The following is a 23623-nucleotide window of genomic DNA, read 5'->3' as shown; positions in this document are numbered from 1 at the left end:
GAAGCCGCACTTTCTAACATCCAAACTACAATCAACATTGTTGAAAGCATACGCGGTAACGTCCAAAGCGATGAACTGCGTACCTCATACTTCGCGACAGTGCAGAATTACTACAAATTCTACATCGACTTGTTGATGCAACTGCACGAAAAAGACCCCACAAAAGTATGCGAATTCAACATCCAAAAACTCAAAATAAAAGATAGATGCGATGCTGTTGCACTCCACATCAGCGAACGCGCCCGCGCTAGAAGTTTGGTAGAACTTTTAAAAGCAGGTAACGTCAATCTCCGTAAAGATGTTGACCCGCAACTATTAGCAGAAGAACGTCGTTTGCAGAATAAACTAAAATTGCAGGAAACGCGTTTATCAGACTTATTAAGTCAAAAAGGCTCATCTACTGAACTCATCAACAAAATCAACCAAGAAATCACCAATATTATCCAAGAATCACAAAAACTAACCGCTAAAATCCGCGCCACAAAACCAGAACATGCAGAATTAACTAACCCTAAAGACATCCTGCAATTACCAGGAATTCAACAGCAACTAGATAAAAATACCATTATGTTGCAATATTCCTTGGGTAAAGAACGCAGCTATCTATGGGTAGTTACTCCTAATTCTCCTCTAGAAAGTTACGAACTTCCTGGACAAGAAGAAATAGCCAAAGCTGCAAATAAATTTAACATTTTTGTCAAGGAGCCACTAATTGATAACCCAACCCCAGTAGATATCGCCGATGCTATTGCAGAGACAGAGAAAACCGCAGACGCACTCAGTCAACTTATCCTTAATGATGTAGCAGGGAAGTTAGGAAACAAACGTTTAGTCATCGTTGCAGATGGAATTCTACATGAAGTATCATTCGCAGCTTTAAATGAACCCAGAAAATCACCAACTAGCAACAAATATCAACCCTTGGTTGTGAACCATGAAATTGTCAATCTTCCTTCAATATCTAGCCTCGCAACTCACAGAAAAAAACTCAAAATACGCGACAAAGCACCCAAAACCCTAGCTGTCCTCGCAAATCCTGTATTTAGTGCTGATGATACACGGTTGAAAAATGATAAACCCTCATCTGTGGAAAACAACCTCGACCGTTCAGCTGTAGAAACTTTAAGAAACACCAATGAGGTTTTAGAACCACTACCAAATACGCAAGCTGAGGGAGAAGCAATTCTCGATCTGGTGAATTCTCCTAATAACAAGCTTTCCGCTTTTGGGTTAGATGCTAACTACAACTTTGCAACCAGCAAACAGTTACGTCAATATCGCTATCTGCTATTTGCAACTCACGGGATTTTCAACACAGTAAACCCAGCTTTATCAGGTATCGTGCTGTCTCTGGTAGATAAACAAGGTAAACCCCAAACCAGAAGCTTCCTGCGACTCAACGATATTTTCAACCTCGACTTACCCGCAGAGTTAATTGTGCTGAGTGCCTGTGAAAGTGGACTAGGCAATGATGTCCAAGGTGAAGGGCTGGTGGGCTTGACAAGAGGTTTTATGTATGCAGGTGCAGCTAGAGTCACCGTGTCTCTGTGGAAGGTGAACGATGAATGGGTAAAAGAAGCAGATAGCGCGATCGCTTCCATCCATCAAGCACTAAAACCAGGAGGGCGTTTTGTCGCAGAATTTGGTGGTAAGGGAAATGTGCAAGCGATCGCTACAGCTTTATCTAACGCCTTAGAAGCAATTAATATTCCCGCACAAGCCCTAAATCCTTGGTATTTCCCTAGTATTGGTGAATACGCCACTCTATTAGAACAGCAAGGCTTTGATGTCATCTATAGCACTCTATTTGCTCGTCCAACTCCTTTAGCAGAAGGAGAAGCAGGTATGGCAAACTGGATTCAGATGTTCGCCAGCAGTTTTTTAGCAGCACTTTCTGATGAGCAACAAATACAAGTAATTCGCGTCGTAGAGGAATATCTCAAGCCAACGTTGTATCAACAGGGAACTTGGACAGCAGACTATCGAAGAATTCGCATCGTTGCCATTAAACTTTAACTTGTGCGAATTTTTACTATTGCCTTAATTACGAATTACGAATTACGAATTACGAATTAGTATCAGCTATGCATATACCTAAATTGTGCGATGCCTGCGGCGGGCGTAGCGATCGCCAGATATCGTTTTCATTACTACTAACCATTACCCTCTCAGCTTTATTAGTCCCGCCCTCACTAGCGCAAACTTCCTCAATACCGTCACCTTCTAGTGCGCCTCTGGAACTAGATTTATTAACCAAGCCAAAAGACTATATAATTACAGCTAACACCATTAACCCAGTACAGTTAACCGTTCCTAGCTTATGGTGGGCACAACAAAACTCTGAGAAAAAGCTATTGGATAATTGGATAGCATATCCAGCTTCTAACAAAGAACCTGCACGAGTAGACTTGATCGTGAATCAGCAAATTTGGAGCTTACTAGAGTATGTGGAGCGCTACGACTTCGTAAATCGCTTGGGTAGCGCTGCACGGAACTTTGGTTATAACGTCAGGGTATTTAACTATCAAAAAGAACCCTTGGCAACCTACACCTGTAACTTTAGGACAAGTCCAGCTTTATGCAGTATCCAAACAAATCTTAAGAACAAGATAGGGTTACAGCGTTCTTTATAGGGACTGGGGACTGGGGACTGGGGACTGGTGATTGGGAGAGATGAAACGGACAAGGAGAATAACCATGCCCAATGCCCAATGCTCCATGCCCAATTCCCAATTCCTAATTAAACCTTAATTTTTGCGAATAAAGACTCGTATTGTTTTATTGCTGATGGGGGTAAGGGAAGTAAAAATTCGCTTTTATTGAAAATGTTGCGATCGCTCTGTAAGATGCTCAATAATGGTTCTTGGATATCGGAAGCGGCAATATTTGTAGAAATTGGTGAATTACTTTTGGTCAGCACCGAAATTTGTTTAGCTGTACTTGGTTGCCAACAAAAATCAATCCATTGATCTGATAAAGTATCCTTAGTAATACCTGCCGGACGTACCCACAAATCTGCCCACATTGCTGTTCCTGACTGGGGGATAACTGCGCCGAGTTGCGGATAACGTCCCAAAACTGGCAGTACATCGCTTGACCAACCAACCGCTAGCCAAGTGTCTCCCATAATTAGGGGTTCCAAATAGTGATTGGAACTGTAGAATTTCACCTGTTGATTTAATGTCTGTAATTCTTTTTCCAAGTCTGGTACTTGGTCAAGATTCTCTGTATTATAGGATTTTCCTAGCTTCTTTAAGGCCAGACCAATAACTTCTCGTGGTTGATTAAGTAGAGAAATGTGCTGTTGCATTTCATCTCGCCACAAATCACTCCAATCTTTGGGTGTCCATCCCAAATTTCGGAACTTGTCACGGTTATAAACAATCACCGTGCTACCCCAGCGGTAAGGCGCACCCCACACTTTTCCTTGAGTATCCAAGTTACCTTGGTCGTTGCGCGTTACTAATTTCTTCCACCTTTCATCTAAAGCAGACCACTGTTTTAATTGGTTTCCCCCTACTTCTTGGAGTGGTTGAATCAATTTCTGCTCAATAGCTGCTTTTAGCCAGTAATCTCCCAATGTCACTAGGTCTGCCTCAGCTGGTTTTTGACCTTGCCTAAAGGGTATAAAGCGACTCCATCCTTGCTCATCAGTACTTTTCGGTTTCTGCTGCCAATTTTGTAATTGCTGAAATAAATCCTGTAACTGCTCAACTGGAGAAAACTTTAGCTGCACCTGTTGCTGCAAACCATTTTGGAACTGATTCACCACCTGACCAGGTATAGAACCTTTTAATAACTGCACTTTTAGTTGTGTCTGCTTGTTTCCACCACAGCCAAAAAGTAGTTGTGAAAGAGCCAGCGTACTTGTACTTAACAAAAAATACCGTCGATCCATTGATTTTGGATTTAAAATTTTTGATTATACCTAATATTAATAGGAGTGACGCAAAACTATAAGCGCTCTGGGGCAATACCTGCGAGTTTACTGAAAATGTTCTCGTCAGAGTAGCCGCTTTGTGTCTACATGAATTGCCCCTACCTGAAAATCATTCTTTTTTGGCTATTGTTTGCGTAAGTCCTGATTAAGCAGAGATTTACCAGAGGCTGATTAGCTGAAAAGTAGAGTTGGAAAATTACCAGTATTTTTTATTGGTAATACGTATAAATTTGAATATTTTACTCAACGTAACAAGTTTGTCAGCAAATCACTACCTAAAGATTAATTTTTCTCCATAAATTTCCTTAGTGGTACTCATGGTCAAACTTTACTTATATTTAGAATTTCCGCCAAAAATTATCAATACTTAAATAATCCATAAGTATTGTTAAGGTTGGGAGTAAATTGAATAACATAGAGAAAATGTACGGATACAGGGTATTAAATGGAGCCATTACAGCAGCAGATCCTGACTTTAAGCGAAAAACTGGATGCCCTCTGCCAAGTGATTGAGCAACTTGATGTTAAAGTTACTCAAGCTTTCTCAGAGTGTTCTTTAGCGAATACACAAGCAAAGGATAATTATCAGGAAAATGGCTCGATTGGGGGCTACCAGTTCAAAGGACGTATCAGTTTAAATCCAGAAATGGAACACAAGGATGTATTGACAGATGGCATTTATCTAGACATGCATCGTCAAGCTGGAGATAACATAACACCAGAAATTCAAATACAACGACTGACAGCGCAATTAACAGCGGCATACAATCGTATTGCTGCTTTAGAAGAACAATTACTTAGAGAGAGAATTCATTGAATTTAACCTGAGTTTGACAAATGAAAAAATGTCTAGAGTTAGGAAAGACAAGCCTTTAGGCTCAATGTCGAGTGATGGCTTTGTAGGAATATATTAAGTATAAACAACTAATTCAGCCATCAAATTGATAAACAAGTTAAACACACTATTACATATATCTACGTAATAGTGTGATATATCTATCTATAAGCCAATACGGTTCAGTTGAGCGTCTTATTGCTTGCCTCTATTTGAGACAGTTTTACAATAAAAGCAAAGACATTAAGGTTGAACTAACCTAATGGGTGTACCTGAAATAAACCTAAAGATACCAATAGCCATCACTTCTTCTATGGTGTCTCCTTCGGTAATACAACCGGGAAGCGCGGGAACTTATGCCCAATAGCCGCCTTCTTCTGCTGGATGAATGATTGCTCTGATTTTCATAAACTTGTTGAGCTAGTTTGTGGAAATATGCTAGCAACTATACTTGTTTTCTCCCAATTGTGACTATTTAAAAGTAAGCATTCAGAGGGTACAAATATAATAAAAAAGGATAAACTATTTACTGCACAATGATTCTATCCAAACTATAGCTAAAGCGATCGGTTTTATATCCAGTCTTCTGTGCGTAAACCCAAAATTTGTCCAAAATCAGAGGAATTACGAGTCAATAAAATGGCTTGATTTACTAGGGCAATCGCAGCAATTTTCAAATCCATTGTGCCAAGTCTTGGATACGCCTTTTTTAGACGTTGGAATTCTTGAGCTGCTTGTTCATCAAATTCTAGAATTGGGATAGCACAGTAATTGGTTAGTTGCCTATTTAACTGTTTGTAGGCTGCAACTTGTGCCTCAACAGTTTTAGCTTTTTTTATATAACTCAACCACCCTCGCATTTGCTCTTCGTAGCTAATGATTGTTGCTGCAACCTCATTCGGATTGACATTTGTCAACTGCATGAGAAGACGTTGTGCCCCTGCTCCTCTACGTTCCAAAACGCTGAGATGATCGGTATCAAAAACGTACATTTATATATCGTGTGGTTCTACGGAATTTGAGCGCAGGGATTCACGATATTCGCGCCCTAGTTGCATAGCTTCATCATAAGCTGAGTTATCAGTAAATGTTCCAGCAATCTTTTCCCACCAAGGTATTGTCGGGGAGGAAACAACCTCTAATTTACTTTTGAGGCGTGCAACTTCTGCCTCTAGAATCGCTACTCGTTCTTCTAATTTTCCCGATATTGTTGACATAACTTACTTATCTTCGAGATATTTCACAACTATTGCTATGATCGCATCTTGTTCATTGGCAGGCAAGTTTTTTAGTTTAGCGATCGCTTGTTCAAGTAGCTCAGTCATAGCTGTTAATCGTTACGAAAGTCATACTATAAATTATCTCTGCTTATAATCTGTTGGGGTTGTTAGGGTGCGACCAGCAATAATGCGGTGGAGGTTGATATTAACTTCTCATCGAAGCCGGAACATCTGAGTCAGGAGAGTTCTGAAAAATAGCTCCACGGGCAAGTAGATTAGATTTATCTTCTTCTGTTAAGCCACGGTTTTCTCCAAAGATAGTGCTTTCTACAACAGTATTGGTGAAGTCAGCCTCACTAAGGTTAGCTCCAACAAGGTTTGCATAGCTCAGGATGGTATTTAAAAGATTGCTCCCACAGAGATCAGCCCTGTAAAGTTTAGCTCCGCTAAGGTTCGCCTTATAGAGGTTAGCTCCGCTGAGGTCAGCCCCAAGAAAGTTAGCTTCGCTGAAATTAGCTCCTGTGAAGTCAGCTCCACTGAGGTCAGCCCCAATAAAATTTGATTCATTAAGATGGGATCTACTAAAGTTGACCTCACTGAGATGTCCTCTGCTGAAGTTGGCTTCATTGATATCCGCTTCACTAAAATCTGCTCCGCCTAGATGCGCTCTGCTGAAGTTGGCTTCGTTCAGGTTGGCTCTGCTAAAATTGGCTTCGCTCAGATTAGCTCTGCTGAAGTTGGCTTCGCTCAGATTAGCTCCCTGAAAGTTGGCTCTACTAAGGTGGGCATCTCGAAAGTCAGCATCTTGAAGGTCAGCCATCCCAAGATTCGCACCGCGAAGGTTGGCTCCGCGAAAGTCAGCCCCAGAGAGATTAGCCTCAGATAAGTTAGCTCCACGGAGATTTACTTTACTTAACTGGATCTCTATTGGTGTTTGTTGTCTCCAAGCATTCCATTCATGGATACTGCGCTGGAGTATTGCCAATTGAAAATCTTTAGTTATTAAAGGTTGTGAATGCTGATTTGATTCTTCTTGAGTTAACTCAAAAAGTTGTTCACTTGCTTGTGAATAGTGAAAATTTCGTCTGTATTCATCCGAGGCAACAAAAAGAACTCCAATAAAAATGTACATAGCTAACCAAGAGGAAGGTAGACGACCTCCGGTTACTAGCAGCAAGATTACAAAACCTAGAAAAACTAATGTCACCTGCTTGACTAATGATTTCAGGTTGACTTGAAGTTTTGTAACTATTGATAAATTAGGGGTTGCCGGCACGTTTACCTCCCTTCTTTGCAAGAAGTTGGTTAAGGTCTGACAGAAAGCGGCTTATTATCCTACCTGCTAGAACAATCCAAAGGCAAAAGTCGGAAATAACAATAATGAAACAGGCATAGCGGTTAACTCCAAATGGGCTTTCTCGCATACATGCATCAAACCCTGAGAACTCTTTACCCAAAATCAATGCTCCAATTAAGCTCGGAATTTGGAGTAACAGACTGAGTGCGATCGCATCCTGTACGGATTCGTAAAAAGTTTTCCATAGGTCGCCCATCAAAGCTTTGCCAAAGACATCAATAGGAGCTAAGACTGCTGCTAGAACTTTCTCTGCCTTTTCGCGTGGTGTCAGTTGTATCTTGGATGAAGAAGAACTAGATGGAGTCTGTGGAGAAGACATGGACAAAACTAAAAGTTCTTCTTTATTTTAGCCACTACTTACTAATTTTTAGCACATAAAATTTTCGGTATTGTTAGCCTAAAATATATTATTGTTAATAGAACATTAACAATATTTGGCTTAGGGGAACCATTAGCTGTGAATAAAACAATTAAAGTAACTGATATTAAATGGGCTTTTAGCAAAGTACTAGGCACTAATACCACAGAAGGATTTCTCAAGAGCCTTTGCCTCTTTGTTGGTGAAATAGTCAGAAGTGACGAAGTAGGGCTTATCCTTTGGCAGTGTCAGCCTATCATGATGGTTCGCATCCATAAAGTCGATTTCGAGACTGAGGCAACCTATGCTGAGTTGATCACCTTAAAAGATTCACGATTGAAGGAGATGTTAAACAAGCTACATCTTGAAAACAATGAGCCTAAAATAGTTTGTTCAGGGTTTGAAGTGTTCTGTTACCGTCCGAAACGAGATAAACCATATCATCCGCAAATGCATCCTACATACATTCGGGCTAGAGAGCAAGCATCAAGAATATTAGATGCATTATATGCAGTGATAATAGAACCTGAAAAGGAAACTCATCTTGCATTTGCTCAAGTTAGCGACAATATATCTAAAACTTTTTTTAAGAGATTGTCTAATAAAAACAAAAACCAATATAACGATGAAATAATTAATTTTGCTACATGCGTAGACACTTGGATAGGAGAATTTTATACAAACGAAATTGGATCAAAACAGTACAAAACTAAAAATCGATATCCCATTGCTCCTAAACCTCTCGAAGGCGTAGAACTATTTATTATCACCTCAGATGAGGATGATAACCTCATTTCCTACCAAACTAAAGTTTAAAGAACGCCATTTTATGTTGTGGTCACAGATTCCAAGTGGGTTCCTCGATTGGCGTTTCTAAAACGACGTGCTGCTTGTTTTCTGGTTTTATTCGGCTAAATCCGAGTTTTTTCGCTAACTGTTTGAGTTCCATGACTCGCAAAAGTTGATTTGCCGACACTGGTAAACTACCATAGCGATCGCATTTTGCATTTTAATCAAAACGTCGCAGTGTTGGGTGGCTGTTAACTTATGTGGCAGTACAATTGCTAGTCTTTGCTGATTTCGACTAACGTTTCACCTGTTCGTAAAAGTTCTAGTGCTTGTAGCAAAGTGGCATTCAAAATTCAGTAAATCGCAAAGTTTTTTCCAAGAGAGCGATCGCCAATATTTTGTAACTTGAGATACATTTTCTGCGAAACTATCTTAACCCGTAGGCTGGGATAAATTACTTTTACTTATAGTTAAGCAACTTTTAACGATTGCTAACCCGATGGAATATAAATACCTTTAACACTTCCATATTTGCGCTCAACAACTTGACGTAGAAAAGCTAACATTTGTTTAAGACAGAAAAGGTTACGATAAATTAATCGCCTACCCTTTCGTTTTCGACTAATCTTAAACCAAAGAAGATAAACCCAAATATTGACTAACACAAAAGAAATACCAACATATAATAATCTCAATACGGGCTTCTTATTATTTGTTCTGATTCGACATAGATTTTTTAATCTATAACTGCTTTCAATTCCAAATCTTTTTCGATAATCTTGATGAATGTAAGATAGGTTTATTTTCGACTTATAAACAACATAAGCAAAGTATTCAATACCATGTTGTTTTCTTGTCCCTTTTTTGTATTTGCAGATAATCCATAAGCTAAAGGTAACATTATTATCTTTCTCTTCACCCATTGTGTAAGTAGTTTTATAACTACTTCTGCCTTTAAGAAATTGATTTACACCACCCTTTTTTCCTCTTCTAATCGCTGGCATTATAAAGGGAATATCCAAGGCTTGCAACCACCTGATTACAGCGATACTAAAAAATCCTCTATCCAAATACAGTGTTTTTACATTTACTTTAATAGTCTCAAGTTCAGCTAATAAGTAGGTGATAATGGCAACATTTGTATCTAACCAACGTACTCCTCTAATCGCCAGTGTAATCCGTTTCCCCTTGGTTAATATATATAAAGTTGCATAGGCATAAAAAGAACAAGTTCCTGACTTAGCCTGACTTCTATAAATATAAGGGTCTTCATCACTATCAGGTTTCCCATAGTAAGGAATTAAATTTAAATCAATGGCAATTTTATGATATGCATTTTTAATACGATGAGGAATTCTACTTTTGAGAGCTAAATTGATTTGATTTTCTAGCTGCTCAAAATTATTGATTTTATCTAAGTGATACCTGATATCGCTACCACATGGACTACTATTTAAAACTTTTGTTGTATTCTCAATACTATCTCCACTACTTGCTGCTCTCACTAATATTTCAAATAGAGTTTTCTGATCGCAAACTCCTTGGGTCTCAATAGAAATATTTTCACTTAAACAATCCAGAACTTCGTCAAGGGTTTCTGAATCAGTTAGTGCAAGCTGTTTTGGTAAAGTCGTCAATGGTCATTATTTGGGTGGATGTACATTCTTGATAATTTCAGTTTTTGAACCTCTTTTATTGAATATAAGTTTTAATTATAAAATAGGTATTATTTAGAACTAACTTCTACTGAGTGTCTACTTAGCGATCGCTCTTTAGCAAAACTTTGCGATTTACTGAAATTAGCTTCCCTGAAAGCTCCGACTCAATCTCGCCGGATAATCAGCTTGTAGAGGTTGCTAACAATAATGTACATCCCGTAGAGGAAATAAATGGGGATAATACACCTGTAAGTGTTGTTGATGAAAACAGTATTGAGTCATTAAATTTGAAAAGAAATACTTATACGGCACTTAAAGACGCACAAGTTAACACAATAGAAGATTTAAAGAAATATGGTGTCACAGGCTTGCGAACGCTGAAAAATCTGGGGAATAAATCTGTATCTCAGATAGTTGAAGCATTGCTCTTGCGAGGGATTGAATTACCAGAGTTACCAGACTCGGAACAAATGCCTTCTCTTTGAGCAGTAATTCCGAAAGCTACGCGCTAGGACTTGATGAGCCGTTTTCAATATCGCAGTGTCAAAAACGTTGTAGGCTGTGGGCGGTGATGTCGGGAATTGATAGTTTGGCGACATCGACCAAGAGGGGACAATCGCCTCTATTAGCTGAATCATTTCCTTGTTATCATTACACAGTCCAGTTGAAAAGTTGTCAGTTTGAGCTATCCTGTCTGTCATAGTCCAGTTGTAATTGTCAGGCAGGAATTGACAAGATGACCGGGGAATTGGACTCCTTTAGCATCAAAAATTTAGAAGTCCGCTACGGCGTAGCTCGCTCTAACATTTACAACCGGATCAACGGATTGAAAGACTTGGGCTACAATCTAGAGCCAGAAAGTCGAGAGGGCAAGTCCATCTACAACGCTGACCAAGTAGTTTTGATGGATGCACTGGACCGCCACATTAAAAACGGTGGTAACATTAAGAACTTTCCCCCACCTGATCCAACAAAAAAGGACTACATAGGACAGGACAATTCCCAATTGTCCTATAGGACACAGGACACTGAGCAACTTAACCCTGTTTTGTCACTTTGGGAGAATGCAACAGCCCAAAGGGTTATGGAGCTTTATTTTCCAGTTTTTGGCTATAAATTTTAGTTTCTATTAGGAAATAAAGCCTCAAATGTTGATGAAATCAAAACCTCAGAGCTTGGCTAAGATTATTGTTTTCCGAGAGTGACAAAACAGGGTTAACCAAACAAGATTTTAATCACTGAGCAACTTAACCAAACAAGATTTTAATCAATGCCTTCACAGAATTTATATAATCACAATCTTTTATCTAATGCGATTTATACTCCTAGTCAACCGCAGAGTACAGTACATACTTTGCACTCTCAAAACGTCTTTATTACGTTTTGTATCGTAGTTAATCAACTCATTTGGGAAATCAAACAACACCCCGTCATAGTACAGGAATAAAACTTTTGATTAATCGTAATACCTGGCGTTGGGGATTTACACCCCAGGCTGGCACTGCAAAGCCGAGGGATTGAGTTACCAGACTTACCAGCCCAGAACAAAGAAGATACGCCTTCATTAGCTCCCTGAACCGGTGATAGCTTACCAATGCTACTTTGCTTAATCAAGATTTGTTTAAGACGTTTTGGAAATATGGGTAAACTAATTCCAGCCATCAAAGTCAAAAATCTCAACTTTTATTACGGCACTCAAAAGATAATTGAAAGCGTGTCGATGGATATTTACCAAAACCAAGTTACGACAATTATTGGTTCTAATGGGTGTGGCAAGTCTAGTTTTCTGAAATCGCTCAATCGCATGAGTGAATTAGAAGCAGAAGTGAAAGTTGAAGGCAGAGTAGAATTTTTTGGTCAGAATATTTATGAGTGTCGTGTCAACTTAAATCGGCTGCGTCGCCAAATTAGTATGGTTTTTCCCAAGCCGAATCTTTTCCCGATGAGCGTTTATGAGAATGTTGCCTATGGGGTGAAATTAATCGGATGGCATCCGAAAGTAGAATTAGATGAGATTGTCGAATCTGCTATTAAAACTGCTGAACTTTGGGATGAACTAAAAAATAAGCTACATAATCAGCTTTAGAGCTTTCTGATGGTCAACAAAAAAAATTATGCATTGCCCGTGCTTTAGCAGTCAAACCGAGAATTTTATTAATGGATGAGCCTTGTTCAGGTCTTGATGCGATCGCCAGCATGAAAATTGAGAACCTAATTCATAGTTTACGCCCTGAGTTGACAGTTGTGATTGTCACTGATAATATGCAGCAAGTTACTCGTATATCTGATTTTACAGCATTTTTTAATAGCAATGAACATCGTGTTACTACACTGGTTGAATTTAGTAGTACACATAAAATTTTTACTAGGCTTTGGCATGTACAGTCACCCGCATTTCTCACAAGCTCAAGGCGTTTGATGGAGCAGAAGAGAAGTAATCAGTAACAAAATATACTATTTTGTAAATGCCTATTACGTAGCTTGTTTCTCGCTCTTGGCGAGTATTACGAATTACGAATTATTTATCCACTTCTTGGTCGAGGTAAAATTATAGAAAATTGTGCTCCACTTTCTGATAAAACTTGCGCCCAGATACTTCCTTGATGATCCAGAATAATTTTTTTAGCAATAGTTAAACCCAGTCCTGTGCCTCCTTTTCGCCGAGAATAAAATGGGGTAAATACTTTTTGTAAATCTTCTTGAGATAGTCCTAGACCTTGGTCGGAAATTTTAATTAAAACTTCATCTTGAAAAATCTGCCAGCTACAGGTTATCGTTCCTGAATTAGGGCTGAAATGAACAGCATTACTGAGGATATTGTCAAATACTTGTTTGATTTGTAATCTGTCTACCTTCAGTATTGTCGATGTATCGGGAATCAATATTTTAAGTTTTTTCTGATTAATTAGAGGTTGTAAATTTGTGATACTTTCAACCACCAAGCTTCTTAAATCTTGAAGCGTTACTCTTAATTTTGCACTTTGGCCGCAATCAATCAGTTCGTTTAAACTAATATCTAAATCTTGGATGCTTTCGCCGATGATTCTTGCTTGCTCTTGCCAAGGGCTATCCTTTAATCCTAAGCATAAATTATGTGCATACAATCCTACTAGTCCTAGAGAGTTACGTAATTGATGTCCTACTCGATGTAGGATATCTTCCAGTAGTTGAATTTCAGTTTTTTGTCTTCCATAGTCTAAGTAAATATCTACATAGTTACTCAGGAGCATCGCAGAACGTTTTACATATAATTGCAAATTCAATGAGAGAGGTTCACGAGTAATAATTTGAATGTATTCAGGTTTTTGATTTCTATAGGATATGGGGCAAATGTAGGAAATGGATGAAAAGCCTTTAAGTCTAAATTCATGTAAAGTCAAAGCAGGTGGAAAATCTGTAAACCATACTTCTGAGCGCAAATAAGCTAAAGTTTTTTTGGAAAAAGGAGCTTGGTCTTGGCCATAATTTATAATTTCCTGATTAGCTTTCAATAACGAATCATGATAGACAATCCGAGCGAAAAAAATTGGATATTGACTAGTTAACTGCTCAGACTCAAGCTGACAAAAGCTCTGAATTTCTGAGGAATTAAAATAATTAGAGCCATTTTCTAATTTTTGTACAGAAAAGCTTAGTGTCATAGCTTCACTCGCTTTTTCAACCAAATGTTTTTACTCTTCTGCTGACCAGTATAAAATTATGCAGTTTAAGTAATGTTTATTTTTTTGTTAAGTTATCTTTGTAACTAAGTTACCAAGAACGAGTCATCAATAACCTCCAGAAAAAGGCTCTAGCTTTAGGTTTTGAGCTTACTTCTCAGCCCCAAGCAAATACTGTTTCTTCGGAGAGGCTTGCAGCACCTTCTTAGATGTCAAATGGGTTCTATAAGCCTGTGTTCTAAAACTTTACTTTAAGCGAATCGAACCCCTTGAATACTAGGCTAGTGTGTCTGGGAATAGATTGCTTATCGAGATCAAACCTCAAATTTGGCAGTCTTCTGAGTAATGTAGCCAAGCAAATGGTTAACTCCATACGAGCTAAAATTGCTCCTAGACAAAAATGAACACCCGGCCCAAATCCAAGATGTTCATTAGGCGATCGCGTAATATCGAAAACAGATGGTGAGTCAAACTTCGCTGGGTCATGATTTGCAGCCCCAAGCCCCAGCGCAATGACGCTACCTGTCGGAATGTTCTTACCACCAATCGTCAGGTCTTGTTTGGCAATCCGCAAGACAAAAGGAGCGGAGGTATCGAAACGGATAATTTCTTCCACAGCAGAATTGATCAAAGCCGGGTTGTCTTGCAGTTTTCGCATCTGTTCCGGATGACGCAATAGTGCATTTACCCCGTTAGGAATCTGGTCTTGGACGGTCAACTGCGCTGCAACTAAAATCAAGTTACATTGAGATGCAAGTTCCCTGAGATTAAATCCCTGCTCCTCATAGGCCATGGTCAGTAGACTAATCATGTCTGTTCCGGGTTGGCTACGCCGTTCTTCAATCAGTTGTTTCATAAGTTCATAAAACTGTGCCGTGGCGAAATCTGCCTTGCGTGCCAATTCTTCAATATTTGAACTGCCTGGTGCGCCCCAAAATATACCTATATCTCTTGCCCATGCAATGAGGTTTGCTCTCTCGCTTTCTGGTACACCAAACATCTCAGCAATCACAAGTGCTGGTAATGGCACTGACAAATCGGAGACAATATCCATACTGCTATGATTGTCAACTTTATCCAACAATTGATCGGTGACATTCTGAATAATAGATCGCCAACTTTCTATAGCGCGTGTTGTAAATCCCTGATTAGCTAACTTCCGCAATCGGGTGTGGTCTGGTGGATCTGTCTCCATCATCATTTTTGAATTGACATAAATAAAATTCTGAATCAGGTTGACATCTAAATTACCCAACTTATTAATAAATAACGCACTCCGATCTGCACTCAAGCGTTCATCTCTCAGAGCCGCTTCAACATCATCATAGCGTGTCAAAATCCAATACCCTAAAGACTCACAGTAGTGAACTGGGTCTTCTTCACGCATTCGTCTGTAGAGTGAATAAGAATCTAGCAGAACTTCTGGTGCAAACAAATCGTATTTTTGCTGGTTTGTAAATGTTGTCATCTTCTTTTGTTGTGAATTCATTAGACATCTCCGAAATAGAAATTTGGGCGAAAAATTCAAACTTCTTTAACTCAGAATTAAGGGTCAGACGATTTAAAACTTTCTTTTGGTAAAGGGAAAAATTCAGCTTAAACGAACTGTATACCGTAGTCCTGAAGTTTATTTACACGCTCCCAAGTTAGATGGGCAGTTTGCTGTTTGCCGCTTACAGATAGAGGAGGCGTACTTAATACTAGGCGATCGCCCTCAAATTGAAAGAAGCGTTCTTGGACAGTACCCACCCAGTTAGGAAATAGGCTAGTAGCAATGTAATGAATTATTTTGTCGCTTTGAATCTCATAGTTACCGCAGTATGCAAGATAACTTTGAGAGGCCACTGCCTGTTCCTCTGTGGTTCCTGTCAGAATTACTTCACTGGCAAAATTAGAACGATTCGCCATCATAATATTTACAGACATATATCCGTCAGCGTTGTACATAATATAACCAATTGCATCTTGACCGTAAGGGTAGATTACATTACCATCGGAATCCCGATTTTCCCAAGATACTAATTGCCAAGTTCCTATAAATTGATTCTCTACCATTTTCTTCCTTTCTTTAAAGATGTATTCATCATGGTACGCAGACCTTACTAGATAACTAATACCAATTCAAAATTCAAAATTCAAAATTAAGAAACCTATATTTTGCAAAGGTTTCTGGATTTGGATCTGTATCAGAATTTTAGTGAAATCGTATAACATTGTGAAAATTCTAGAGCCTATAAAGAGAAAGTGTTCGCTGTAGAATACTTGCTTACTGTACTAGGCTAATTCACACATAGAGTTTAAAAGTGACATCAGTTTAAAAGTGACAACATCTCCTGGGATATTGCTTGCAAAAGTAGCTCTTGGTCGCTGTGTAAGAACAGATGGTTGCCTGGCAACATTTGCAGCTTAAATTTACCAGAAGTCTGTTCTTGCCAAGGCAAAAGTAGATCGTTAGTTATTACCTCATCCTGGATGCCACCAAACACAGAAATCGGGCAATCTAATGGCTCCTCCTTTATATAAATGTAATTTTCCATCATTGAAGCTCCTGCTTTTAAACTCGTAGACCACAACTGCGTGAATTCAATATTTTGCATAGCTGATTGTGGTGAATCGATCTGAGATGCCAAAGAAGCTTTTTCGGCGAACTCCGGCTCAGAAACTTGAGCGACAGAAAGATATGGATAAGGTAGCTGGGGAGAGTACGAAGCACCAACAAACAAGTGAGCAGGAACTATACCAGATCGGCGTAACTGACGGGTAAGTTCAAAGCTGATTAGTCCTCCTAAACTATGACCGTAGAAAGCAAACGGCTTGTCTAAATATGAAAGTAGAATATTTGCTAAAGTTTCTACCAGTGGACTGAGTGCTTTGAAAGGTTGTTCGCCTAAACGATCGGCTCCTCCGGGAATGTGAATCGCACAAACTTCAATCTCTGCGGGTAAGCCATCCGACCAATTACGAAATGCGGAGCTACTTCCTCCATTATGTGGAAAGCAGAATAGACGCAAATGGGCATTAAGATTTGGCTTGACTTTGACTATCCAATCAGTGGCCTCTGCCTTTTTTGAAGTAGGAGATTGTGTTTGAGAAGTAGCTATAACTTCTGAAGAAATACTTGTCAGTTGCTCAAGTAACTCTATTGTCAATTGGGAAATACTTGCACCCCCTAAAAGTTTCATGGTGGGTACGTTAATATCCAGCTTGTTCTTAATGTAGTTACTTAACTCCATCGCCATCAAAGAATCCAGTCCCAGACTAGTCAAAGATTTTTTGCTGTCCATCTTGGATGTCTTTGTTCCCAGTACCTTGGCTGCTTGTTCGCATAGGCTAGCTTGCAAAATTTGTTGCTGTTCTTGTGGTTGTGCTGCTTTCAGTAAGTTTTGGAATGAATTTTTTTCGCTTTGGCGATCGCCTGTTTCTTGAGAATTGGCATCTCCCCCTGCCAGATAAGAAAATCGTCCTGACACACCCGCCCCATGAAGAGAACACCACCGCTGCCAGTCTATCGTTTGTACCGTTGTCTGAACTGCCTCAACAAGTAGTAATTTTTCTAGTATTTTCAGCGCTTGCTGTGATGGTAATAGTTTTATTCCAATTCGCTCTAGATGTTTGCCTACTTCTGCATTTTGAGTAACATAACCCACATCAGCGATCGCTCCCCAGTCAACAGTTAGACAGGGTAATCCTTGGGCGCGGCGATGGTGAGCTAGCGCATCGAGAAAAGCATTGGCAGCCACATAATTAGCCTGTCCGGGATTTCCCACAGTTGAACTGATGGAAGCGAAATTGATGAAGAAATCCAACGGTGCATTTAAGGAAAGCGCGTGCAAGTTCCAGGCCCCAAGAACCTTAGGAGCCATCACTTTCAAAAAGCTTTCCCGATTTAGTTGCTGTAGAACAGCATCGTCGTAAACCACAGCAGTATGAATAATGCCTCGCAATGGCGGCATAGACTGATGAATGAGAGCGAAAACGTCAGCCGCTTGATCGGTTTGCGTCACGTCTGCCTTAACGACTACTATCTTTGCACCTGCTGACTCCAAAGTTTTTACGCTTTCTTTGGCAGTGGGTGAGGAAGCACCGCTACGTCCCATTAATACTAGTTGTTTAGCACCACATTCTACCAACCAGTGTGCCACTGTTAAACTAAACCCACCGAGTCCGCCCGTAATTAGATAAGTGCCATTACTGTCAAGTGTGAGCCTCTTTTCGCTTGCAGGAGTCACTATTATATCTGCGTCTTGCAAAGAGACTACAATCTTGCCGATGTGCAATGCTCTTGCCATATAGCGGAAGGCATCTTGCACCTCAGAGATGGGGAAGACTCGATGTGGTAGTGCCTGGAGATTTCCCTCCTCAAAGTGTTGTATTAATTCTCGGAATAAAGACCCAGCAAAATCAGGACGCTCCCGCAACAGCCGATCTACGTCCACAGCAAAGAACGATAAGTTATTTTGAAAAGGTCGCAGACCCAATGTGCTGTTATTGTCGATATCGCGCTTGCCGATTTCAATAAAACGTCCGTAGGCGCCTAGTACAGAAAGGCTCTTAGGTATAGCTTTTTCTGCCAAGGAGTTGAGGACGATATCCACCCCTTTGCCGCCAGTAAGTTCCATCACTTTATCGGCAAACGCTAATGACCGGGAATCCATGACATGGTGAATGCCAAGCGATCGCAAAAACTCTCGTTTTTCTGGACTCCCCGCTGTAGCAAAAATCTCTGCACCTGCTTTTTGTGCCAATTGTACCGCAGCCAGACCTACACCGCCGGCTGCGGCGTGAATAAGAACCCGTTCTCCCTGGTTCATTCTCCCCAAACAGTGCAGGGCGTAGTAAGCTGTAAAAAAAACAAGCGGGATTGTGGCTGCCTCGTCGAAACTCAGCGATTGAGGCTTACGCACTACAAGACGGGCATCTGTTGTTGTATAAGTGCCAAAGCTGTGAGGAGCAAAAGCAATTACTTCATCGCCGATTTCAAACCCTTCCACATCAGAGCTAATGGCGCTAATTCTGCCCGCACACTCCATACCAAGGGAGCGTTGCCAGAAATTCCCCTCTAAGTTAGCGTCAGAGAGCATATTCATTGCCTTGGCAACATCCTTAAAGTTGAGACCTGTGGCGCAGACTTCAATCTCAACCTCTCCCGATTCTGGTTTTCGGGGTGCAGTTGCTCGCAGTATCAGGTTGTCTAAAACTCCAGGTTGAGAAATTTCCAAACGGAATGGTTGAGAAGATGCACGGACAGGCTTTTTATTTTCTATTGCCATCTCTGCTAGCGACATCGACACCAAACGATGGACGTAGCGGGCTTCACCCCGCACAGCGATTTCATCTTCCCGGTCATCTAACCACAGTTGTGCAAACAGAGAGTGAATTTCTTCGGAAGTTTTAGCTGGGCTGAGATCCACTCTTGTACACTGGAGCGAAGGAAATTCATTGTTTATCACCCGACCCAAACCCCACAAGGGTGATTGAGCTACCTCTACAGATTTCACCGAATCTGCGATCGCAAACAAGCCACTGGTCACTAGCACCAGACGAGGGAAAATTCTCACCTTATGTAAGGCTTGAACCAAATGCAGCACGCTCAAACAACTAAGTGTCTGAGATTCTTCCAGAGAAGCGATCGTTGTCTGCTCAACTGGCTCTATATCAAGACTCCAGAGGTAAATCACTCCCCTTAAAGCCGACTGACTGGCACTGACGGTTTCTAGGAGTTGCTGTATATCTTCTGGATGTTCCGGGCGAATCTGGAACTGGTCGGCATCAAGGCGCTTGAATTCTGTTCCAGGCGATATGAGAATAGGGGTTAGTGAACGTTCTTTAAATAACCCTGCTAACTGCTGCCCAATTTTGGAGCGATCGTCAAAAATTAGCCAACTTCCCTCTAGTTGGGGAACTAATGCTTCGCCAGAGCGTGCTTTCAATTCCCATTTATATTCGTAGAGATAACCCTCTTCTTTGGTAACATCCTCCTGCGCTGTTCCTAAAGACTGGCAGCAGAATCCCTGAATTTCTACCAGCACGTTGCCAGATTCATCTAACAGTTGAATATCTCCCTTAATTTGATTCGGGTTTTGCTCCACTAGACAAGCATGGCTCCACAGTACATGTTGAGGACGACCGTAAACTCGAAGTCGTTTGATCCCGATGGGCAAATAAGTTTGTTGTTCTGATACAGTACCAATAAGTACCTGGAAGCAAGCATCCAAGATAGCTGGATGCAACTGGTAGTCTTTAGTTTCTTTCTCTAAAATTTCAGGAAGTTTGATCTGAGCGATCGCTTCTTTTTCAGCGCCCCATAATTGCTCAATCCCCTGGAAATTGGAGCCATATTCCATTCCTATGCTGTGCAATCGCTGATAAATATCGCTCTTTCCAAAAGCTTTAGCACAGCGCCGACGAATTTCATCCAAGGCAACTGGCTTAGGAATATCCTTATTCTGATTTGAAATTAAATTGCCAGTTATATGTCGAATCCACGATGATTTTTCATCTTTGGCAAGACTGTAGATATCAAAAGAGTTTTGACTGCTGAGATGAACACTTAACTGAACCTGTACTGGTTCATCAGTCAAAAACAGTGCTTTTTGAAACTCAAGGTCTTCCAAAAGATAAGACCCCTCGCCGAAAATTTCCTTTGCAGCAGCTAAAGCCATTTCCACATAACCGGCTCCCGGATAAACCACTGCTCCCTGAATCCGATGGTCTTCTAGATAGCTGAGTATCGCTTTGTCGATCGATCCATTCCAGATCGGTTGGGCTGATTGCAGACGGCTTCCCAACAGAGGATGAACTGGGAATCCTAGCAGGGATTGGTATGTCTGTCCTAGACGAGCTTGCAGTGATTGTTCTGATTCGTGCCAATAACGCTCTCGCTGCCAGGGATAGGACGGCAGCCGCACCAAACTACCTCCTTGTGGATAGAGATGGTTCCAATCAACCGGGTATCCTAAGGTGTAGAGCTTGCCAAAAGATCCTAGCATCATTGCACGTTCTGCTTCTTTACGTCGTAAGGAAGGCAACACTGTTGTTGTGTTATTAGCTTGTGCAAAGCACTCAGAAATGTAGCTTGCCAGGACTGGATGAGCGCCTATTTCGAGGAATAGGTCATACCCTGCTTTCATAAGTCCGTCCACTGCTGTGGCAAACAGCACCGGATTCCTCATATTTTGTGCCCAGTAAGCACCATCCATTTCTTGCCCAGAAATCTGCTTGCCTGTAACGGTAGAAAACAAAGGAATAGTGGCTTTTTGAGGAGTAATTCCTTGTAATACTTCTGCTAATTCTGCCTTCAACGGCTCCATCAAGGGACTGTGATAAGGCACTTCTACCTGCAATAATCGACAAAAAATCTGTTGCTGCTCTAGAGATTTGGCAATTTTTTCTAGGGCGAGAGTTTCTCCTGCCAGAGTTAGACCTTTTGGGCTGTTGATAGCTGCAATAGAAACATGATCTTCGTATCCAACTAAAACCCGTTGAGTTTCCTCTACTGAAAGCGCACACGCCAGCATTTTCCCCGTGCCTGCTGTGGTTGCTTGCAACCGACTGCGGTGAAAAATCACCTGGACGGCATCTGATAAGCTGAGAATTCCAGCAACGTGAGCCGCTGCCACTTCACCGACACTGTGACCGGCGATCGCTTTGGGAATGATGCCCCAACTATGCCATAAAGCACAAAGAGCAACTTGCACGGAAAAGATAGCACACTGAGCGATTTGAGTAGAGTTAATGCGAGAGTTTTCCTCTGATGCCGTCAGTTCTTCCAACAGCGACCAATCAGCATATTGCCGTAGTAATTCGTCGCACTGTTTAATAGTTTCTCGGAATATGGGTTCTTCTTCCAACAGAGTCCGTCCCATCGCCCACCATTGCTGTCCCATGCCGGAGAATACGAAGACGAGTTTGGGCAATTGCTCTGGAAGTTGGAGACCCGATAAGATTTCTATGGAAGTTTCTTCAGCTAAAAAGGCTTCCAGATTTTCTAACAGTTCTTGCTTGGAATTAGCCACCACAGCCAGCCGATGGTTATGATGACCTCGGCGCAAGCTGGCAGTATAGCAAATGTCGAATAGGGATAAATCTTCAGTTGTTAAAAAGTCCTTGTAAGCTACTGCTAATGCCTTAAGTGCCTCAGAACTGCGAGCCGATATCGGCAGCAGTAAGGGTTGGGCATTCTCCCTTTTGGGAAGGGGAGGTTGGAGGGGAAGCGACAGTGCTTCTGCGAGAACTACGTGAGCATTAGTACCGCCAAATCCGAAGGAATTCAAGGCTGCAAGGCGCGGTTTATTTCCATTAGGCCACGTTTCCAGGGTAGTAGGCACGCGCAACCGCAATTCCTCAAAGGGTATTTTGGGATTCGGTGTCTGAAAATGCAGATTGGGAGGAATCTGCCCATGCTTTAGAGCTAAGGCTACCTTGATGATCCCAGCTACGCCCGCCGCAGATTCTAAATGTCCGATGTTGCTCTTAACTGAACCAATAATGCAATAGTCTCCCGAAGGGCGATTTTTCCGCAGTACATTTCCCAGAGCGTTTGCTTCAATCGGATCGCCGACAGGTGTCCCAGTGCCGTGAGCCTCAACATATTGGATTTGCTCTGGTGAGACGCCTGCTTGTTTACAGGCTTCTAGAATCGCGGCTTCTTGAGCTTTGCCATTAGGAACCGTAATGCCATTAGTACGACCATCTTGATTAACTACACTGCTTCGGATGACGGCATAAATTGGATCTGCGTCTGCTAACGCTTGGGATAAAGGCTTGAGGACAACAATACCGGCTCCCTCGCCCCGAACGTAACCGTTCGCTCGTGCATCAAAGCTTTTGGAGCGACCATTGGGAGAAAGCATAGATGCTTTACTTTCAGCTATAGTCATCTCTGGTCTGAGCATAGCATTTACACCTCCAGCCAGAGCGATCGCCGATTCTCCATTCCAGATGCTTTGACAGGCGAGGTGAACCGCAACTAAAGCCGAAGAACAGGCGGTATCGAGCGCTATAGAAGGGCCATGAAAATCAAAGACGTAAGAAATACGGTTGGCGGCAACGCTCATACTTATGCCCATAGCTGTATGAGCATTAATCGAATTGCGTTCGCCCGAACTTACCTGAATGGCTTGGTAATCTTGAGACATTAAACCGATAAACACGCCAGTTTTTGTTCCAGCTAACCGTTCCGGTACTTGTCCCCCATCCTCTAGTGCTTCCCAAGCTACCTCTAGCAGCAACCGTTGCTGGGGATCTATGCAAGCCGCCTCTCGTGGCGAAATCCCGAAAAACTGGGGATCAAATTCGTCTATCTTATTTAAGAAGCCGCCCCACCTGGTTCGCATTTTGCCCGGTTTTGCCGTATCCGGGTCATAGAGAGTATCTATATTCCATCTGTTTGCTGGCACCTCTGTAATGGCATCTACACCGTCTCGCAGCAGTTTCCAAAAAGCTTCAGGAGTATTAGCGCCCCCAGGAAAACGGCAACCAATTCCAATAATTGCGATCGATTCTTTTTCAACAGTCTGGAGATTACTGTGTCCGCTATTTACTCTTAAAAAGTCTTCATTATGAGCGTCTAAATCTTGCGTTGACGTAAACATATACTTAGTTATTAGGCATTACATAAATACAGCATAAATGGGCAGTTGAAACCATTAAAAAGTCTTTTAAAATTAAGTAAAATCATCCCATTAATCAGCAACGCCTGTTATTGCTTTGTTGTCTGGCTGCGGGGTATTGCTAGAACGTCGGTGCGATGAATTTGATGTAACTCATGGCTTTTTGCACCACAATTAGGACAAGTAGCATCTAATT

Annotated in this window: 16 protein-coding genes and 2 pseudogenes; 7 read left to right on the top strand and 11 right to left on the bottom strand. The window is 41.2% G+C overall.

Annotated features, from left to right (window positions below):
• Positions 1-135: 135 nt before the first annotated feature.
• Both RRG12_RS14555 and RRG12_RS14550 read left to right on the top strand, forming a co-directional pair.
• Complete coding sequence (locus tag RRG12_RS14555; RefSeq protein ID WP_420759811.1) at positions 136-2016, top strand: CHAT domain-containing protein; 1881 nt, start codon at positions 136-138, stop codon at positions 2014-2016.
• Positions 2017-2084: 68 nt separating this feature from the next.
• A complete protein-coding gene (locus tag RRG12_RS14550) occupies positions 2085-2633 on the top strand; it encodes a hypothetical protein (RefSeq protein WP_420759783.1) in 549 nt (182 codons plus the stop codon).
• A 107-nt stretch (positions 2634-2740) separates the two neighbouring features.
• On the opposite strand, the gene RRG12_RS14545 is transcribed toward RRG12_RS14550, so the two are convergent.
• Positions 2741-3898: an extracellular solute-binding protein gene (locus RRG12_RS14545; protein ID WP_420759782.1), complete on the bottom strand. Its 1158-nt coding sequence runs from the start codon at positions 3896-3898 to the stop codon at positions 2741-2743.
• Positions 3899-4385: 487 nt separating this feature from the next.
• On the opposite strand from RRG12_RS14545, the gene RRG12_RS14540 reads away from it, so the two are divergent.
• A complete protein-coding gene (locus tag RRG12_RS14540; protein WP_420759781.1) occupies positions 4386-4757 on the top strand; it encodes a hypothetical protein in 372 nt (123 codons plus the stop codon).
• Positions 4758-5347: 590 nt separating this feature from the next.
• Here RRG12_RS14540 and RRG12_RS14535 read toward each other — a convergent pair.
• The 4 genes from RRG12_RS14535 to RRG12_RS14520 all read right to left on the bottom strand — a co-directional run bounded on the left by RRG12_RS14535 (position 5348) and on the right by RRG12_RS14520 (position 7671).
• Positions 5348-5767: a type II toxin-antitoxin system VapC family toxin gene (locus tag RRG12_RS14535; protein WP_420759780.1), complete on the bottom strand. Its 420-nt coding sequence runs from the start codon at positions 5765-5767 to the stop codon at positions 5348-5350.
• A complete protein-coding gene (locus tag RRG12_RS14530; protein WP_335105648.1) occupies positions 5768-5992 on the bottom strand; it encodes a hypothetical protein in 225 nt (74 codons plus the stop codon).
• A 208-nt stretch (positions 5993-6200) separates the two neighbouring features.
• Entirely contained in the window at positions 6201-7271 is a 1071-nt protein-coding gene (locus RRG12_RS14525; protein ID WP_420759779.1) for a pentapeptide repeat-containing protein, read from the bottom strand.
• Entirely contained in the window at positions 7255-7671 is a 417-nt protein-coding gene (locus tag RRG12_RS14520; RefSeq protein ID WP_420759778.1) for a hypothetical protein, read from the bottom strand. Before RRG12_RS14520 ends, RRG12_RS14525 begins: the two co-directional genes overlap by 17 nt.
• A 138-nt stretch (positions 7672-7809) precedes the next feature.
• Between RRG12_RS14520 and RRG12_RS14515 the strand changes: the two genes are divergently transcribed.
• A complete protein-coding gene (locus RRG12_RS14515) occupies positions 7810-8526 on the top strand; it encodes a hypothetical protein (RefSeq protein WP_420759777.1) in 717 nt (238 codons plus the stop codon).
• A 25-nt stretch (positions 8527-8551) separates the two neighbouring features.
• Here the strand turns inward: RRG12_RS14515 and RRG12_RS14510 are convergent.
• Both RRG12_RS14510 and RRG12_RS14505 read right to left on the bottom strand, forming a co-directional pair.
• Positions 8552-8707: pseudogene (locus RRG12_RS14510) on the bottom strand (TRCF domain-containing protein); the annotation flags it as partial.
• 283 nt (positions 8708-8990) lie between these two features.
• The gene (locus RRG12_RS14505) at positions 8991-10136 is read right to left on the bottom strand and encodes an ISH3 family transposase (protein ID WP_420759152.1); all 1146 of its coding nucleotides are present in this window, start codon (positions 10134-10136) and stop codon (positions 8991-8993) included.
• A 146-nt stretch (positions 10137-10282) separates the two neighbouring features.
• Between RRG12_RS14505 and RRG12_RS14500 the strand changes: the two genes are divergently transcribed.
• From RRG12_RS14500 to RRG12_RS14490, 3 genes and pseudogenes are all read left to right on the top strand, one after another.
• Positions 10283-10642: a DNA-directed RNA polymerase subunit alpha C-terminal domain-containing protein gene (locus RRG12_RS14500; protein ID WP_420759776.1), complete on the top strand. Its 360-nt coding sequence runs from the start codon at positions 10283-10285 to the stop codon at positions 10640-10642.
• Between the two features lie 251 nt (positions 10643-10893).
• A complete protein-coding gene (locus tag RRG12_RS14495; RefSeq protein WP_420759775.1) occupies positions 10894-11280 on the top strand; it encodes a hypothetical protein in 387 nt (128 codons plus the stop codon).
• 516 nt (positions 11281-11796) lie between these two features.
• Positions 11797-12602: pseudogene (locus tag RRG12_RS14490) on the top strand (phosphate ABC transporter ATP-binding protein).
• A gap of 77 nt (positions 12603-12679) precedes the next feature.
• Here the strand turns inward: RRG12_RS14490 and RRG12_RS14485 are convergent.
• The 4 genes from RRG12_RS14485 to RRG12_RS14470 form a co-directional block, all read right to left on the bottom strand.
• Positions 12680-13798, bottom strand: coding sequence for a sensor histidine kinase (locus tag RRG12_RS14485; protein WP_420759774.1), 1119 nt, complete (start codon positions 13796-13798; stop codon positions 12680-12682).
• 256 nt (positions 13799-14054) lie between these two features.
• Positions 14055-15305, bottom strand: coding sequence for a cytochrome P450 (locus tag RRG12_RS14480; protein ID WP_420759773.1), 1251 nt, complete (start codon positions 15303-15305; stop codon positions 14055-14057).
• A gap of 107 nt (positions 15306-15412) precedes the next feature.
• Positions 15413-15871, bottom strand: coding sequence for a lipocalin-like domain-containing protein (locus RRG12_RS14475; RefSeq protein WP_420759772.1), 459 nt, complete (start codon positions 15869-15871; stop codon positions 15413-15415).
• A gap of 254 nt (positions 15872-16125) precedes the next feature.
• A complete protein-coding gene (locus RRG12_RS14470) occupies positions 16126-23409 on the bottom strand; it encodes an SDR family NAD(P)-dependent oxidoreductase (RefSeq protein WP_420759771.1) in 7284 nt (2427 codons plus the stop codon).
• Positions 23410-23623: the final 214 nt, after the last annotated feature.

Source organism: Nostoc sp. CALU 546 (genome assembly GCF_048836525.1).
This window is presented reverse-complemented; position numbering and strand designations above follow the sequence as displayed.

Coding starts and splice junctions, on each gene's coding strand:
- RRG12_RS14535 (WP_420759780.1), bottom strand. CDS start 5,767: ATGTACGTTTTTGATACCGATCATCTCAGCGTTTTGGAACGTAGAGGA.
- RRG12_RS14555 (WP_420759811.1), top strand. CDS start 136: ATGCAACTGCACGAAAAAGACCCCACAAAAGTATGCGAATTCAACATC.
- RRG12_RS14540 (WP_420759781.1), top strand. CDS start 4,386: ATGGAGCCATTACAGCAGCAGATCCTGACTTTAAGCGAAAAACTGGAT.
- RRG12_RS14520 (WP_420759778.1), bottom strand. CDS start 7,671: ATGTCTTCTCCACAGACTCCATCTAGTTCTTCTTCATCCAAGATACAA.
- RRG12_RS14550 (WP_420759783.1), top strand. CDS start 2,085: ATGCATATACCTAAATTGTGCGATGCCTGCGGCGGGCGTAGCGATCGC.
- RRG12_RS14485 (WP_420759774.1), bottom strand. CDS start 13,798: ATGACACTAAGCTTTTCTGTACAAAAATTAGAAAATGGCTCTAATTAT.
- RRG12_RS14475 (WP_420759772.1), bottom strand. CDS start 15,871: ATGGTAGAGAATCAATTTATAGGAACTTGGCAATTAGTATCTTGGGAA.
- RRG12_RS14545 (WP_420759782.1), bottom strand. CDS start 3,898: ATGGATCGACGGTATTTTTTGTTAAGTACAAGTACGCTGGCTCTTTCA.
- RRG12_RS14530 (WP_335105648.1), bottom strand. CDS start 5,992: ATGTCAACAATATCGGGAAAATTAGAAGAACGAGTAGCGATTCTAGAG.
- RRG12_RS14470 (WP_420759771.1), bottom strand. CDS start 23,409: ATGTTTACGTCAACGCAAGATTTAGACGCTCATAATGAAGACTTTTTA.
- RRG12_RS14495 (WP_420759775.1), top strand. CDS start 10,894: ATGACCGGGGAATTGGACTCCTTTAGCATCAAAAATTTAGAAGTCCGC.
- RRG12_RS14480 (WP_420759773.1), bottom strand. CDS start 15,305: ATGAATTCACAACAAAAGAAGATGACAACATTTACAAACCAGCAAAAA.